Source organism: Methylophilus sp. YYY-1, assembly GCF_029132825.1.
Taxonomy (GTDB): Bacteria; Pseudomonadota; Gammaproteobacteria; order Burkholderiales; family Methylophilaceae; genus Methylophilus; species Methylophilus glucosoxydans.
In genome coordinates this window covers 1335250-1347254 of the sequence record NZ_WOVG01000001.1, presented here as the reverse complement: position 1 = coordinate 1347254, position 12005 = coordinate 1335250, and the positions used below count along the sequence as shown (strand labels likewise).

At 47.3% G+C, this 12005-nt stretch carries 23 protein-coding genes; all 23 read left to right on the top strand.

Annotation, left to right across the window (positions count from 1 at the left end):
* Nucleotides 1–15: 15 nt before the first annotated feature.
* Nucleotides 16–1206 carry an elongation factor Tu gene (gene tuf / locus GOC95_RS06595; RefSeq protein ID WP_194748734.1) on the top strand — a complete coding sequence of 397 codons (1191 nt, stop codon included), beginning with the start codon at nucleotides 16–18 and terminating at the stop codon, nucleotides 1204–1206.
* Nucleotides 1207–1264: 58 nt separating this feature from the next.
* Nucleotides 1265–1573 (top strand): 30S ribosomal protein S10, encoded by a 309-nt coding sequence (gene rpsJ / locus GOC95_RS06590; protein ID WP_018986280.1) that lies wholly within the window; start codon nucleotides 1265–1267, stop codon nucleotides 1571–1573.
* Nucleotides 1574–1710: 137 nt separating this feature from the next.
* On the top strand, nucleotides 1711–2361 hold the full coding sequence (rplC, locus tag GOC95_RS06585; protein ID WP_049637763.1) for a 50S ribosomal protein L3: 651 nt from the start codon (nucleotides 1711–1713) through the stop codon (nucleotides 2359–2361).
* Nucleotides 2361–2987 (top strand): 50S ribosomal protein L4, encoded by a 627-nt coding sequence (rplD, locus tag GOC95_RS06580; protein ID WP_194748733.1) that lies wholly within the window; start codon nucleotides 2361–2363, stop codon nucleotides 2985–2987. Before rplC ends, rplD begins: the two co-directional genes overlap by 1 nt.
* Nucleotides 2984–3298 (top strand): 50S ribosomal protein L23, encoded by a 315-nt coding sequence (gene rplW, locus GOC95_RS06575; RefSeq protein WP_018986277.1) that lies wholly within the window; start codon nucleotides 2984–2986, stop codon nucleotides 3296–3298. The genes rplD and rplW overlap by 4 nt, the downstream gene beginning before the upstream one ends.
* A gap of 11 nt (nucleotides 3299–3309) precedes the next feature.
* Nucleotides 3310–4143, top strand: coding sequence for a 50S ribosomal protein L2 (gene rplB / locus GOC95_RS06570; protein ID WP_275356360.1), 834 nt, complete (start codon nucleotides 3310–3312; stop codon nucleotides 4141–4143).
* Between the two features lie 5 nt (nucleotides 4144–4148).
* Entirely contained in the window at nucleotides 4149–4424 is a 276-nt protein-coding gene (rpsS, locus tag GOC95_RS06565) for a 30S ribosomal protein S19 (RefSeq protein ID WP_018986275.1), read from the top strand.
* A gap of 10 nt (nucleotides 4425–4434) precedes the next feature.
* Nucleotides 4435–4773 carry a 50S ribosomal protein L22 gene (gene rplV, locus GOC95_RS06560; RefSeq protein WP_194748731.1) on the top strand — a complete coding sequence of 113 codons (339 nt, stop codon included), beginning with the start codon at nucleotides 4435–4437 and terminating at the stop codon, nucleotides 4771–4773.
* Nucleotide 4774: 1 nt separating this feature from the next.
* Nucleotides 4775–5491 (top strand): 30S ribosomal protein S3, encoded by a 717-nt coding sequence (gene rpsC, locus GOC95_RS06555; protein WP_194748730.1) that lies wholly within the window; start codon nucleotides 4775–4777, stop codon nucleotides 5489–5491.
* Nucleotides 5475–5891: a 50S ribosomal protein L16 gene (rplP, locus tag GOC95_RS06550; protein WP_055827127.1), complete on the top strand. Its 417-nt coding sequence runs from the start codon at nucleotides 5475–5477 to the stop codon at nucleotides 5889–5891. Before rpsC ends, rplP begins: the two co-directional genes overlap by 17 nt.
* Nucleotides 5892–5902: 11 nt before the next feature.
* Nucleotides 5903–6097 carry a 50S ribosomal protein L29 gene (rpmC, locus tag GOC95_RS06545; protein WP_194748729.1) on the top strand — a complete coding sequence of 65 codons (195 nt, stop codon included), beginning with the start codon at nucleotides 5903–5905 and terminating at the stop codon, nucleotides 6095–6097.
* Complete coding sequence (gene rpsQ / locus GOC95_RS06540) at nucleotides 6094–6351, top strand: 30S ribosomal protein S17 (protein ID WP_275356359.1); 258 nt, start codon at nucleotides 6094–6096, stop codon at nucleotides 6349–6351. The genes rpmC and rpsQ overlap by 4 nt, the downstream gene beginning before the upstream one ends.
* A gap of 211 nt (nucleotides 6352–6562) precedes the next feature.
* Nucleotides 6563–6931: a 50S ribosomal protein L14 gene (gene rplN, locus GOC95_RS06535; protein ID WP_018986269.1), complete on the top strand. Its 369-nt coding sequence runs from the start codon at nucleotides 6563–6565 to the stop codon at nucleotides 6929–6931.
* A 17-nt stretch (nucleotides 6932–6948) separates the two neighbouring features.
* Complete coding sequence (gene rplX / locus GOC95_RS06530) at nucleotides 6949–7266, top strand: 50S ribosomal protein L24 (protein WP_194748728.1); 318 nt, start codon at nucleotides 6949–6951, stop codon at nucleotides 7264–7266.
* Nucleotides 7267–7274: 8 nt separating this feature from the next.
* Nucleotides 7275–7814: a 50S ribosomal protein L5 gene (gene rplE, locus GOC95_RS06525; RefSeq protein ID WP_194748727.1), complete on the top strand. Its 540-nt coding sequence runs from the start codon at nucleotides 7275–7277 to the stop codon at nucleotides 7812–7814.
* 3 nt (nucleotides 7815–7817) lie between these two features.
* A complete protein-coding gene (gene rpsN / locus GOC95_RS06520) occupies nucleotides 7818–8123 on the top strand; it encodes a 30S ribosomal protein S14 (RefSeq protein ID WP_194748726.1) in 306 nt (101 codons plus the stop codon).
* A gap of 14 nt (nucleotides 8124–8137) precedes the next feature.
* The gene (gene rpsH, locus GOC95_RS06515) at nucleotides 8138–8533 is read left to right on the top strand and encodes a 30S ribosomal protein S8 (protein ID WP_194748725.1); all 396 of its coding nucleotides are present in this window, start codon (nucleotides 8138–8140) and stop codon (nucleotides 8531–8533) included.
* Between the two features lie 11 nt (nucleotides 8534–8544).
* The gene (rplF, locus tag GOC95_RS06510; RefSeq protein WP_194748724.1) at nucleotides 8545–9078 is read left to right on the top strand and encodes a 50S ribosomal protein L6; all 534 of its coding nucleotides are present in this window, start codon (nucleotides 8545–8547) and stop codon (nucleotides 9076–9078) included.
* Between the two features lie 74 nt (nucleotides 9079–9152).
* On the top strand, nucleotides 9153–9506 hold the full coding sequence (gene rplR / locus GOC95_RS06505) for a 50S ribosomal protein L18 (RefSeq protein ID WP_194748723.1): 354 nt from the start codon (nucleotides 9153–9155) through the stop codon (nucleotides 9504–9506).
* 14 nt (nucleotides 9507–9520) lie between these two features.
* A complete protein-coding gene (gene rpsE, locus GOC95_RS06500) occupies nucleotides 9521–10030 on the top strand; it encodes a 30S ribosomal protein S5 (protein WP_018986262.1) in 510 nt (169 codons plus the stop codon).
* 2 nt (nucleotides 10031–10032) lie between these two features.
* Nucleotides 10033–10227 carry a 50S ribosomal protein L30 gene (gene rpmD, locus GOC95_RS06495; protein WP_019881237.1) on the top strand — a complete coding sequence of 65 codons (195 nt, stop codon included), beginning with the start codon at nucleotides 10033–10035 and terminating at the stop codon, nucleotides 10225–10227.
* A gap of 2 nt (nucleotides 10228–10229) precedes the next feature.
* Complete coding sequence (gene rplO / locus GOC95_RS06490; RefSeq protein ID WP_275356358.1) at nucleotides 10230–10667, top strand: 50S ribosomal protein L15; 438 nt, start codon at nucleotides 10230–10232, stop codon at nucleotides 10665–10667.
* 24 nt (nucleotides 10668–10691) lie between these two features.
* Nucleotides 10692–12005: a preprotein translocase subunit SecY gene (secY, locus tag GOC95_RS06485; RefSeq protein WP_018986259.1), complete on the top strand. Its 1314-nt coding sequence runs from the start codon at nucleotides 10692–10694 to the stop codon at nucleotides 12003–12005.

The window sequence follows — 12005 nt, the reverse complement described above, 5'->3', positions numbered from 1 at the left end:
TAAAGGAAAAACATCATGGCAAAAGGCAAATTTGAACGTACCAAGCCACACGTGAACGTTGGTACGATTGGTCACGTTGACCACGGTAAGACAACATTGACAGCGGCGATCACCACAGTGTTGACCAAGAAATTTGGTGGCGAAGCAAAAGCTTACGACCAAATTGACGCGGCACCAGAAGAAAAAGCACGTGGTATTACCATCAACACAGCACACGTTGAGTACGAGACTGCAAGCCGTCACTACGCACACGTTGACTGCCCAGGCCACGCCGACTACGTTAAAAACATGATTACCGGTGCTGCCCAGATGGACGGCGCGATCCTGGTATGTTCCGCTGCTGACGGCCCTATGCCACAAACACGTGAGCACATCCTGTTGGCCCGTCAGGTTGGCGTACCATACATCGTTGTGTTCCTGAACAAAGCTGACATGGTTGACGACGCTGAGTTGTTGGAACTGGTTGAAATGGAAGTGCGTGACTTGCTGAGCAAGTATGACTTCCCAGGTGATGACACCCCAATCATCAAAGGTTCTGCTAAATTGGCCCTCGAAGGCGACCAATCAGAAATCGGCGAACCAGCGATCTTCGCATTGGCTGACGCATTGGACAGCTACATCCCAACCCCAGAGCGTGCCATCGACGGTACCTTCCTGATGCCAGTAGAAGACGTATTCTCTATCTCTGGTCGTGGTACTGTAGTTACCGGCCGTGTTGAGCGTGGTATCGTTAAAGTCGGCGACGAAATCGAAATCGTTGGTCTGAAGCCAACACTGAAAACCACCTGTACTGGTGTTGAAATGTTCCGTAAACTGCTGGACCAAGGTCAAGCAGGTGACAACGTAGGCGTACTGCTGCGCGGTACCAAGCGTGAAGAAGTTGAGCGTGGTCAAGTGCTGGCTAAATCCGGTTCTATCAAACCACACACCAAGTTCACCGCTGAGATCTACGTGTTGGGTAAAGATGAAGGTGGTCGTCATACACCATTCTTCAACGGCTACCGTCCACAGTTCTACTTCCGTACCACTGACGTGACTGGTGCAGTTGAATTGCCAGCAGGTACCGAAATGGTAATGCCAGGTGATAACGTATCTATCACTGTGACATTGATCGCGCCTATCGCGATGGAAGATGGTCTGCGTTTCGCGATTCGTGAAGGTGGTCGTACCGTTGGTGCTGGCGTCGTTGCCAAAATCATCGAGTAATTCTTTTTATGAGCGGCAGGAGTATCCTGCCGCTTTTTGCTCTTTTTAAGGAAAAAACATGGCAGCTCAAAAAATTCGTATCCGTCTGAAAGCATTTGACTATCGTTTGATCGACCAATCTGCTTTGGAAATTGTGGATACTGCGAAACGTACTGGTGCAGTTGTAAAAGGTCCAGTGCCATTGCCAACACGTATCGAACGCTTTGACATTCTGCGTTCACCACACGTGAACAAAACCTCCCGTGACCAGTTTGAAATCCGTACCCATCAGCGTTTGATGGATATCGTTGATCCTACAGACAAGACTGTAGATGCATTGATGAAATTGGATTTGCCAGCTGGCGTAGATGTAGAAATCAAGCTTTAATTTTTAAAGTTGTCATTAGAAATAACCTTTTCGGAAGAAAAGGTTATTGTCAAATCAAGAATAGTTCGGTATAATCCGCGCTCTTCGGTGGACGGTCAATTGTAATCGTTCACTTTAACTATTATAAGGAACTGATCATGAGCTTAGGGCTTATTGGTCGCAAGGTGGGCATGACCCGCATTTTTACAGAAGAAGGCGCAAGCGTTCCTGTAACAGTGCTGGAAGTGATTCCTAACCGCGTGACACAAGTAAAGACAGTCGCAACTGATGGTTATACTGGCCTTCAGGTTGCTTACGGTGAGCGTCGTGCTAGCCGTATCAACAAAGCGTTGACTGGTCATTATGCCAAAGCTGGCGTTGCTGCCGGTGCTGGTATTAAAGAATTCAATGTGGCTGAAGATGTGTTGGCTAACTTCCAAGTGGGTGGCAATGTCACTGTAGACATTTTCTCCGTTGGTCAGTTGGTTGATGTGACGGGTACCTCCATCGGTAAAGGTTTTGCCGGTGCGATCAAGCGTCACAACTTCTCCTCTAACCGTGCATCTCACGGTAACTCACGTTCGCACAATGTACCGGGTTCTATCGGTATGGCGCAGGATCCAGGTCGAGTATTCCCTGGTAAGCGCATGCCTGGTCATTTGGGTGATGCTAAAGTCACAACCCAAAACCTGGAAATCGTCCGTGTAGATGTAGAGCGTAACCTGTTGTTGATTAAAGGTTCCGTGCCTGGCTCCAAAGGTGGCAATGTCGTTGTACGTCCAGCCATCAAAGCGAAAGGGGCTAAATAATGGAATTGAAACTTATCGATCAAAACGGCAAGGTTGCTAAAAAAGGCGTAGATGCCTCTGATGTGACGTTCGGTCGTGAATTTAATGAGTCATTGGTGCATGAAGTGGTTGTTGCTTATATGGCAAATGCCCGTACCGCAACCCGTGCTCAAAAAACACGTGCTACTGTTGCTCACACGACACATAAGCCATATGCACAAAAGGGCACTGGTAACGCCCGTGCCGGTATGGCATCCAGCCCGATTTGGCGTGGAGGCGGTCGTGCATTCCCAAACAGCCCTAACGAAAACTATAGCCACAAGGTGAACCGTAAGGCTTACCGTGCTGGTATGCAGACGATTTTGTCTGAACTGGTGCGTCAGGACCGTTTGAAGGTGGTAGACAGTTTCACTGTTGATACGCCAAAAACTAAACAATTCGTACAGAAAATCAATGCTCTGGGCATCGATGGCGGTGTTTTGCTGTTGACTGATGGTTTTGATGAGAATTTGTACTTGTCTTCCCGTAACCTGCCAAACGTATTGGTGGTTGAAGCGCAATATGCTGACCCAGTAAGTCTGGTGCGTTTCCCTAACGTTTTGGTCACAGCCGGTGCTGTGAAGAAACTTGAGGAGATCTTGGCATGATTACCGCAGCTACAAAAACACAAGATCGTTTGTTGCAAGTGATTTTGGCTCCACAAATTACTGAAAAAGCAACATTCATTGCTGACAAGCATCAGCAAATTGCTTTTAAAGTGCGTACTGATGCGACCAAGCCAGAAATTAAGGCGGCTGTTGAATTGGTGTTCAAAGTCGAAGTCGCTTCTGTGTCTGTGATTAATGTCGCAGGTAAAGTGAAGCGCGCTGGTCGTCGCATGGGTAAGCGTAGTGACTGGAAAAAAGCTTATGTGAGCTTGAAGCCAGGTCAAGAAATTAACTTCGCAGCTGGCGAATAAGGAGAGAAGACATGGCATTAGTTAAAGTCAAACCAACTTCCCCCGGTCGTCGCGGTGTATTGAAAGTCATTACACCAGATTTGCATAAAGGCAAGCCTTACGCGCCGCTGTTGGAAAGTCAAAGCAAGAACGCAGGTCGTAACAATAACGGCCGTATTACCACTCGTCATCAAGGTGGTGGTCATAAGCAGCATTACCGTATTGTCGACTTCCGCCGTAACAAAGATGGTATTCCTGCAACTGTTGAGCGTATCGAATACGATCCAAACCGTACAGCAAACATTGCTTTGTTGTGCTACGCGGATGGTGAGCGTCGTTACATCATTGCGCCACGTGGCATCTCTGCCGGTGCGCAATTGTTGAGCGGCTCTGAAGCGCCTATCCGTGCTGGTAATGCTTTGCCACTGCGCAATATTCCAGTTGGTAGCACGATTCACTGCATCGAGATTCAGCCAGGTAAAGGTGCCCAAATCGCCCGTTCAGCTGGTACTTCTGTACAGCTGTTGGCACGTGAAGGTTCTTATGCTCAGTTACGTTTGCGCTCTGGTGAAGTTCGCCGTGTGCACGTGGATTGCAAGGCAACCCTGGGTGAAGTGGGTAACGAAGAGCATTCATTGCGTTCTATCGGTAAAGCTGGTGCGATGCGCTGGCGCGGTATCCGTCCAACCGTACGTGGTGTGGTGATGAACCCGGTTGATCACCCGCACGGTGGTGGTGAAGGCCGTACTGCTGCCGGTATGAACCCTGTGTCGCCATGGGGTCAGAAAACTAAGGGTTATCGTACTCGTAAGAACAAGCGTACCGATAACATGCGCGTAAGTCGTCGTCCGAGAAATGTAAGGTAATCGCTATGGCACGTTCTATTAAAAAAGGTCCATTTGTGGATGCACATTTGGCGAAGAAAGTCGAAACCGCTGTGGCGGGTCGCGATCGCAAACCAATCAAAACTTGGTCACGTCGCTCGACAGTTTTGCCAAATTTCATTGGTTTAACCATCGCAGTGCACAACGGCAGACAGCATGTGCCTGTGTTGATTTCTGAAAACATGGTTGGTCACAAGCTCGGTGAATTTGCGTTGACACGCACATTCAAGGGTCACGCGGCTGATAAAAAAGCGAAGAAGTAAGGGGCTGATAATGCAAGTGACTGCAGTTTTAAAAGGCGTACACCTTTCTCCGCAAAAAGCGCGTTTGGTGGCTGACCTTGTGCGTGGCAAAAAAGTTGATCAAGCACTGAATATCCTGGCATTCACGCCCAAGCGTGGTGCTGAGATCATCAAAAAAGTGGTTGAGTCAGCCATTGCTAACGCTGAACATAACAATGGTGCTGATATCGATACGTTGAAGGTGACTTCAATTTATGTCGATAAAGGCTTGGTGATGAAGCGTATCCGTGCACGTGCAAAAGGTCGCGCTGGTCGTATTACGAAGCCAACCTGTCATATTCATGTGACAGTCGGTGACTCAAAGGAATAATATGGGACAGAAAATTCATCCAATTGGGTTCCGTTTGAGCGTTCAGAAAAACTGGGCCTCACGTTGGTACTCTAACAGCCAGAACTTCCCTGCGATGTTGCAAGGCGACATCAAAGTGCGTGAGTTCTTGAACAAGAAACTAGCAAGCGCTGCTGTAAGCAAAATTATTATCGAGCGTCCGGCTAAAAACGCAAAAATTACAATTCACAGTGCCCGTCCAGGTGTTGTGATTGGTAAAAAAGGTGAAGACATCGAGTCTTTACGTTCTACTCTGCAAGGGTTGATGGGCGTGCCTGTTCACCTGAACATTGAAGAAGTGCGTAAGCCAGAGTTAGATGCAACATTGATCGCACAGTCGATTGCTCAGCAATTGGAAAAGCGTGTGATGTTCCGTCGTGCCATGAAACGCGCCATGCAAAATGCAATGCGTTTGGGTGCACAAGGCATCAAGATTATGAGTTCCGGTCGTTTGAACGGTATCGAAATTGCACGTACAGAGTGGTATCGCGAAGGTCGTGTGCCTCTCCATACACTGCGTGCTGATATCGACTATGGTGTGGCAGAAGCTTCTACCACCTACGGTATTATCGGGATTAAAGTTTGGGTATTCAAAGGCGAGATTTTCGGTGACAACGCTGCTGCTAATGCTGCGGTTGCCGATGCTGAGCCAGAGAAAAAAGTAAGAAAGCCGAGGGCTAAAGATGCTGCAACCAGCTAGACAGAAATACCGCAAGATGCAAAAGGGTCGTAATAAAGGCATTGCGACTACTGGTAACAAGGTAAGCTTTGGTGAATTTGGTTTAAAAGCGATTGGTCGTGGTCGTTTGACCGCACGCCAGATTGAAGCTGCCCGTCGTGTGATGACTCGTCACATTAAACGTGGTGGTCGCGTTTGGATCCGTGTGTTTCCTGACCAACCAATCTCTAAAAAACCAGCTGAAGTGCGTATGGGTAATGGTAAAGGTAGTGTTGATTACTACATCGCTCAAATTCAGCCAGGCAAAATGTTGTACGAGATGGATGGCGTGAGCGAAGAGTTGGCTCGCGAAGCTTTCAAATTGGCTGCTGCTAAGTTGCCAATTGAAACTACATTCATGACCCGTCAAATTGGCAGTTAAGGAGTAGTTAAATGAAAGCTTCAGAATTCAGAGCAAAATCGGCAGATGAGCTCAATAACGAGTTGGTAGAGTTGCGTCGTGCGCAGTTTTCATTGCGTATGCAATTGGCGACTCAACAATTGAACAAAGTGGATCAGCTGGCTAAAGTGCGCAAAGATGTTGCTCGCGTCAAGACCGTGCTGGCTGAGAAGGCGAAACAGGCATGATGACTGAAAAAGCGAAAGTTGTACGCAGTTTGACTGGCCGCGTCGTAAGCAACAAGATGGATAAAACCGTGACTGTGCTTGTCGAGCGTAAAGTGAAACACCCTTTGATTGGTAAAGTGGTTGTGAAATCGAACAAGTTCCATGCACATGATGAAAACAATGCATGTAACGAAGGCGATGTTGTGACGATCACAGAAACCCGCCCATACTCCAAGACCAAAACTTGGATCGTAAGCAAAATCGAAGCTAAATAAGGCTTCAAATATATAAAACCGGAAAAACGCTTGTCATAAGCGTTTTTTTGGTTGTATAATGTTGGACTTTTCGGTGCCCGCCTTAGTTGGCATGTAGCTGGCACCCCAATACTGACCGTGGTCTATTGGCCTTAACGTGTTTTTTGGGCGCAAGTTCAAAAAGCGGGCGGCTGGTAGTGGTTATAACGGATTAAGTTGGAGATTATTTCTCATGATTCAAATGCAATCTCGGCTGGAAGTGGCCGACAACACTGGTGCGCGTTCCGTTCAGTGTATCAAGGTCTTGGGTGGTTCCAAGCGTCGTTACGCCAGCATTGGCGACATCATCAAGGTCAGCGTGAAAGATGCTGCTCCGCGTGGTCGCGTCAAGAAAGGTGAAATCTACAACGCTGTGGTTGTGCGCACTGCTAAAGGTGTTCGCCGTCCAGATGGTTCGTTAGTTAAATTTGATGCCAATGCTGCAGTGTTGTTGAACAACAAGCTGGAGCCGATTGGTACACGTATTTTTGGCCCTGTGACACGTGAATTGCGTAGTGAGCGCTTCATGAAGATTGTTTCACTGGCGCCTGAAGTGTTGTAAGGCTTGGAGACAATCAAATGAGCAAAATTCGCAAAGGTGACCAGGTCATTCTGAATACAGGTAAAGATGCAGGCAAAACAGGCACTGTTTTGAGCGTCTTGCCAAGCGGCCATGTAGTGGTTGAAGGTTTGAATGTAGTGAAAAAACACACTCGTCCTAACCCCATGCGTGGTATCACTGGTGGCATCATCAGCAAGGAAATGCCGGTTGACGGCTCCAATGTGGCGATTTACAACGCTGCAACACAAAAAGCTGATCGTGTTGGTTTTAAGGTACTGGAAGATGGTCGCAAGATTCGTGTATTCAAATCTAGCGGCGAGTCTATCGACGCATAGGAATAAATATGGCACGTTTAAAACAGTATTATAACGATACAGTAGTGGCCAAATTGACAGAACAATTTGGTTATACCTCTCCAATGCAGGTGCCTCGTATCGAAAAAATTACCCTGAACATGGGTGTGGGCGAAGCCGTTGCTGACAAGAAGGTCATGGAAAATGCGGTGTCTGATATGCAGAAAATTGCCGGTCAGAAACCTATTGTAACCAAGGCTAAAAAGTCTGTGGCTGCATTTAAAATCCGTGATGACTATCCTGTTGGTTGTAAAGTAACTCTGCGTCGTGAGCGTATGTATGAGTTTCTGGATCGCCTGATCACTGTGGCTATTCCACGTATCCGTGACTTCCGTGGTATTTCCGGCAAATCATTTGATGGCCGTGGTAACTACAACATGGGTGTAAAAGAGCAGATCATTTTCCCGGAAATCGAGTACGACAAGATCGATGCGCTGCGCGGGATGAATATCACAATTACCACAACAGCAAAAACAGACGAAGAAGCGAAAGCTCTTTTGGCTGCGTTTAGTTTCCCTTTCAGAGGTTAAGTCATGGCAAAAGTATGTATGACAGAGCGCGAGCAAAAGCGTCGCGAAACCGTTAAAAAATTTGCAGCTAAACGAGCTGAATTGGTTGCTACTGTGAATGACCAGTCTGCCAGTGTTGAAGATCGCATGGCTGCACGTTTGAAATTGCAAAGTTTGCCACGTAATTCCAGTCCTGTTCGCACACGTAATCGTTGTGCTTTGACTGGTCGTCCACGTGGTGTGTTTAGTAAATTTGGTATCGCACGTAACGAGTTGCGTAAATTGATGATGGCTGGTCACGTACCAGGTGTCACCAAGGCCAGCTGGTAACGGAGGAATAGAACATGAGTATGAGTGATCCGATTGCCGATATGTTGACCCGTATTCGTAACGCGCAACGTACGAATAAAACAACCGTTTCAATGCCTGCTTCCAAGTTGAAGGGTGCAATTGCAAATGTGTTGAAAGATGAAGGTTATATCGACGATTTCAACGTTCAAAACAATGACGGTAAGCCAGTTTTGAACATTAGCCTGAAATATTACGCAGGTCGTCCAGTGATTGAGAAGATCGAGCGCGTATCCAAGCCAGGTTTGCGTGTTTATAAAGGTAGCGAAAATCTGCCTAAAGTAATGAACGGTTTGGGTGTGACGATTGTTTCAACATCCAAAGGCGTGATGACCGATCGTAAAGCACAAGCTGCCGGTATTGGTGGCGAAGTTCTGTGCATCGTGGCCTAAGGAGAATCAATATGTCACGTGTTGCTAAAAATCCGATTGCAATTCCTGCGAAAGTAGAAGTTGTAATCTCAGCCTCAGAAGTCGCGGTGAGCGGCCCTTTGGGTAAGTTGACTCAAGCGTTGTCTGCTGATATTTCAGTGGTTCGCGAAGGTGAGCAGTTGTTGGTTCAAACGAATGGTGAAACACAGCATGCAAGAGCGATGTCAGGTACAACCCGCGCATTGCTGGCCAATATGGTGCAAGGTGTTTCTGCCGGGTTTACCCGTAAGCTGTCACTGATCGGTGTGGGTTACAAAGCCAATGCTCAGGGTTCTACCTTGAACCTGGAGTTGGGCTATTCCCACCCAATCAACCATAAAATGCCTGAAGGCGTGACTGTACAGACACCTACTCCTACTGAAGTAGTGTTGACAGGCGCCAACAAGCAAGTGGTTGGTCAAGTGGCTGCTCAAATTCGTGCTTATCGTGCACCAGAGCCTTATAAAGGTAAAGGTGTTCGTTATGCGGACGAAGTGGTGGTCATCAAAGAGACCAAGAAAAAATAAGTAAGACACTTGTAGGTTACAGCTCCTAATTAGAAGCTCGCCTGAACAGTGATTCAACATTAAAGGTAAATTCAATGAAAAACGTAAATAACCGCTTGCGCAGAGCACGTAAAACCCGTGCCAAAATCGCCGAGTTGAAAGTGACACGTTTGAGTGTACATCGCACCAACACCAATATCTACGCACAGATTATTGCTGAAACTGGCGATCGCGTGTTGGCGAGTGCATCCACCGTTGAGGCTGAAGTGCGTCAACAACTGAAAAATGGCGGCAACATCGAAGCTGCAACCCTGATTGGTAAGCGTATTGCTGAAAAAGCAGCAAAAGCAGGTATTACCACTGTTGCATTTGATCGTTCAGGCTACAAGTATCACGGTCGTATCAAGGCTTTGGCTGACGCTGCCCGTGAATCTGGTCTCAAATTCTAAGGGTGAGATAAAGAATGGCTAAAGATATTGAACAACAGCAGCAAACTGACGGTTTGCGCGAAAAGATGATTACCGTTAACCGTGTAAGTAAAACGGTTAAAGGTGGTCGTATCATGAGCTTCGCTGCGCTGACCGTGGTTGGTGATGGTGATGGCGCCGTTGGTATGGGTAAAGGTAAAGCACGTGAAGTGCCTGTGGCTGTACAAAAAGCCATGGACGAAGCCCGTCGCAGTATGGTTAAAGTGAACCTGAACAATGGCACATTGCACCATGCAGTGACCGGTGTTCACGGTGCCGCTAAAGTGCTGATTCAGCCAGCTTCTGAAGGTACCGGTATTATTGCTGGTGGCGCAATGCGTGCGATCTTCGAAGTAATGGGTGTGACTAACGTGGTTGCAAAGAGTATTGGTTCAACCAATCCTTACAACCTGGTTCGCGCGACCTTGAATGGTCTGGCATCCATGAATACACCGGCTGAAATCGCCGCTAAACGTGGTAAGACCGTAGAAGAAATCAGAGGTTAATCATGGCTAAAGCAAAAAAAGAAAGCGCTACTTTGAAAGTGACGCTGGTAAGAAGTTTGATTGGTCGTATTGAAGCACACAAAGCTACTGTTCGTGGCTTGGGTTTGCGTCGTATGCACCACACTGTAGAAGTGCAGGACACTCCTGAAATTCGCGGCATGATCAACGCTGTGAGTTATCTTTTGAAGGTTGAATAATCATGCAATTAAACACGATTAAGCCTGCTGCAGGCGCAAAAAAAGCACCTCGTCGTTTAGGTCGTGGGATTGGTTCTGGCTTGGGTAAAACTGGTGGCCGTGGTCACAAAGGTCAAAAATCCCGTGCTGGCGGTTTCCATAAAGTAGGTTTTGAAGGCGGTCAAATGCCTTTGCAACGTCGCTTGCCTAAACGTGGTTTTAACTCCCTGACTCATGCAGACACCGCACGTATTCGTACTAGCGAGTTGGCTTTGGTTGATGCTGAGGTGGTTGATATCTTGGCATTGAAAGCAGCGAAATTGGTTCCAGCTGCTGTGAAGGCAGTGAAAGTTTACCTGTCTGGTGAAGTTTCAGCCAAAGTGCAAGTGCAAGGGTTGTTGTTGACCAAAGGTGCTAAGGCAGCCATTGAAGCAGCTGGCGGCAAAGTGCTGGAAGTATAAACGTAGTCAAAAGAGAGTATCAGCTTGGCACAGGATAATATCTTAAGTTCCGTTGGCAAACTTGGCGAATTAAAAAGCCGTTTGTGGTTCTTGTTGGGTGCATTGGTGGTTTACCGCCTCGGTGCACATATTCCAGTGCCAGGCATTGATCCTACGGTGTTGAAACAGTTGTTTGACACGCAGAAGGATGGCATTTTGGGCATGTTCAACATGTTCTCCGGTGGGGCGCTATCGCGTTTTACCGTATTTGCCTTGGGGATCATGCCCTACATTTCTGCGTCGATTATTATGCAGTTGCTCACGGTGGTTTCACCACAGTTGGAGCAGCTGAAAAAAGAAGGTGAAGCTGGCAGACGCCAGATCACGAAGTACACGCGTTACGGCACGGTATTGTTAGCAACTTTCCAGGCATTGGGTATTGCGATCGCGCTTGAAGGTCAGGCTGGTCTGGTATTGGATCCTGGCTTTGCTTTCCGCATCACTGCAGTTACCACACTGGTGGCCGGGACGATGTTCCTGATGTGGTTGGGTGAGCAGATTACCGAACGTGGCATTGGTAATGGTATTTCTATCATTATTTTTGCCGGGATTGTAGCGGGCTTGCCGCATGCAATTGGTAGCACCTTGGATTTGGCTAAAACAGGCGCATTCTCTATTCCATTAGTGATGTTCCTGTTTGTGGCGGTGATTTTAGTGACAGCGCTGGTGGTTTTTGTTGAGCGCGGTCAACGCAAAATCACAGTGAATTACGCAAAGCGTCAGGTTGGTAACCGCATTTACGGCGGTCAATCGACGCATTTGCCTTTGAAGCTAAATATGTCTGGTGTGATTCCACCGATTTTTGCTTCAAGTATTATTTTATTCCCGGCCACTTTAGCTGGTTGGTTTGGTAGCAGTGAGCACATGTATTGGCTCAAGGACGTCAGTGCAAAACTGTCGCCTGGTCAGCCCTTATATATCTTGTTGTTTGCTGCAGCGATTTTGTTTTTTGCTTTTTTCTACACGGCATTGGTGTTCAATCCCAAAGAAACAGCAGATAACCTGAAGAAGAGTGGCGCATTTGTCCCAGGCATTCGCCCAGGTGAGCAAACCGCAAAATATATTGACCGCATCATGGGTCGTTTGACATTGATTGGTGCGTTGTACATTACGCTGGTTTGTTTATTGCCAGAGTTTTTAGTGTTGAAATTTAATACCCCGTTCTATTTTGGTGGAACTTCATTGTTGATTATCGTTGTTGTGACGATGGACTTTATGACGCAGGTGCAATCTCATCTGATGTCGCAACAGTATGAAGGCTTGCTGAAAAAGGCAAACTTTAAGGGGACGGGTAAGTAG

Bases quoted from the DNA above. Each gene is read 5' to 3' on its own strand.
- tuf (WP_194748734.1), top strand. From the start codon at position 16: ATGGCAAAAGGCAAATTTGAACGTACCAAGCCACACGTGAACGTTGGT.
- rpsJ (WP_018986280.1), top strand. From the start codon at position 1,265: ATGGCAGCTCAAAAAATTCGTATCCGTCTGAAAGCATTTGACTATCGT.
- rplC (WP_049637763.1), top strand. From the start codon at position 1,711: ATGAGCTTAGGGCTTATTGGTCGCAAGGTGGGCATGACCCGCATTTTT.
- rplD (WP_194748733.1), top strand. From the start codon at position 2,361: ATGGAATTGAAACTTATCGATCAAAACGGCAAGGTTGCTAAAAAAGGC.
- rplW (WP_018986277.1), top strand. From the start codon at position 2,984: ATGATTACCGCAGCTACAAAAACACAAGATCGTTTGTTGCAAGTGATT.
- rplB (WP_275356360.1), top strand. From the start codon at position 3,310: ATGGCATTAGTTAAAGTCAAACCAACTTCCCCCGGTCGTCGCGGTGTA.
- rpsS (WP_018986275.1), top strand. From the start codon at position 4,149: ATGGCACGTTCTATTAAAAAAGGTCCATTTGTGGATGCACATTTGGCG.
- rplV (WP_194748731.1), top strand. From the start codon at position 4,435: ATGCAAGTGACTGCAGTTTTAAAAGGCGTACACCTTTCTCCGCAAAAA.
- rpsC (WP_194748730.1), top strand. From the start codon at position 4,775: ATGGGACAGAAAATTCATCCAATTGGGTTCCGTTTGAGCGTTCAGAAA.
- rplP (WP_055827127.1), top strand. From the start codon at position 5,475: ATGCTGCAACCAGCTAGACAGAAATACCGCAAGATGCAAAAGGGTCGT.
- rpmC (WP_194748729.1), top strand. From the start codon at position 5,903: ATGAAAGCTTCAGAATTCAGAGCAAAATCGGCAGATGAGCTCAATAAC.
- rpsQ (WP_275356359.1), top strand. From the start codon at position 6,094: ATGATGACTGAAAAAGCGAAAGTTGTACGCAGTTTGACTGGCCGCGTC.
- rplN (WP_018986269.1), top strand. From the start codon at position 6,563: ATGATTCAAATGCAATCTCGGCTGGAAGTGGCCGACAACACTGGTGCG.
- rplX (WP_194748728.1), top strand. From the start codon at position 6,949: ATGAGCAAAATTCGCAAAGGTGACCAGGTCATTCTGAATACAGGTAAA.
- rplE (WP_194748727.1), top strand. From the start codon at position 7,275: ATGGCACGTTTAAAACAGTATTATAACGATACAGTAGTGGCCAAATTG.
- rpsN (WP_194748726.1), top strand. From the start codon at position 7,818: ATGGCAAAAGTATGTATGACAGAGCGCGAGCAAAAGCGTCGCGAAACC.
- rpsH (WP_194748725.1), top strand. From the start codon at position 8,138: ATGAGTATGAGTGATCCGATTGCCGATATGTTGACCCGTATTCGTAAC.
- rplF (WP_194748724.1), top strand. From the start codon at position 8,545: ATGTCACGTGTTGCTAAAAATCCGATTGCAATTCCTGCGAAAGTAGAA.
- rplR (WP_194748723.1), top strand. From the start codon at position 9,153: ATGAAAAACGTAAATAACCGCTTGCGCAGAGCACGTAAAACCCGTGCC.
- rpsE (WP_018986262.1), top strand. From the start codon at position 9,521: ATGGCTAAAGATATTGAACAACAGCAGCAAACTGACGGTTTGCGCGAA.
- rpmD (WP_019881237.1), top strand. From the start codon at position 10,033: ATGGCTAAAGCAAAAAAAGAAAGCGCTACTTTGAAAGTGACGCTGGTA.
- rplO (WP_275356358.1), top strand. From the start codon at position 10,230: ATGCAATTAAACACGATTAAGCCTGCTGCAGGCGCAAAAAAAGCACCT.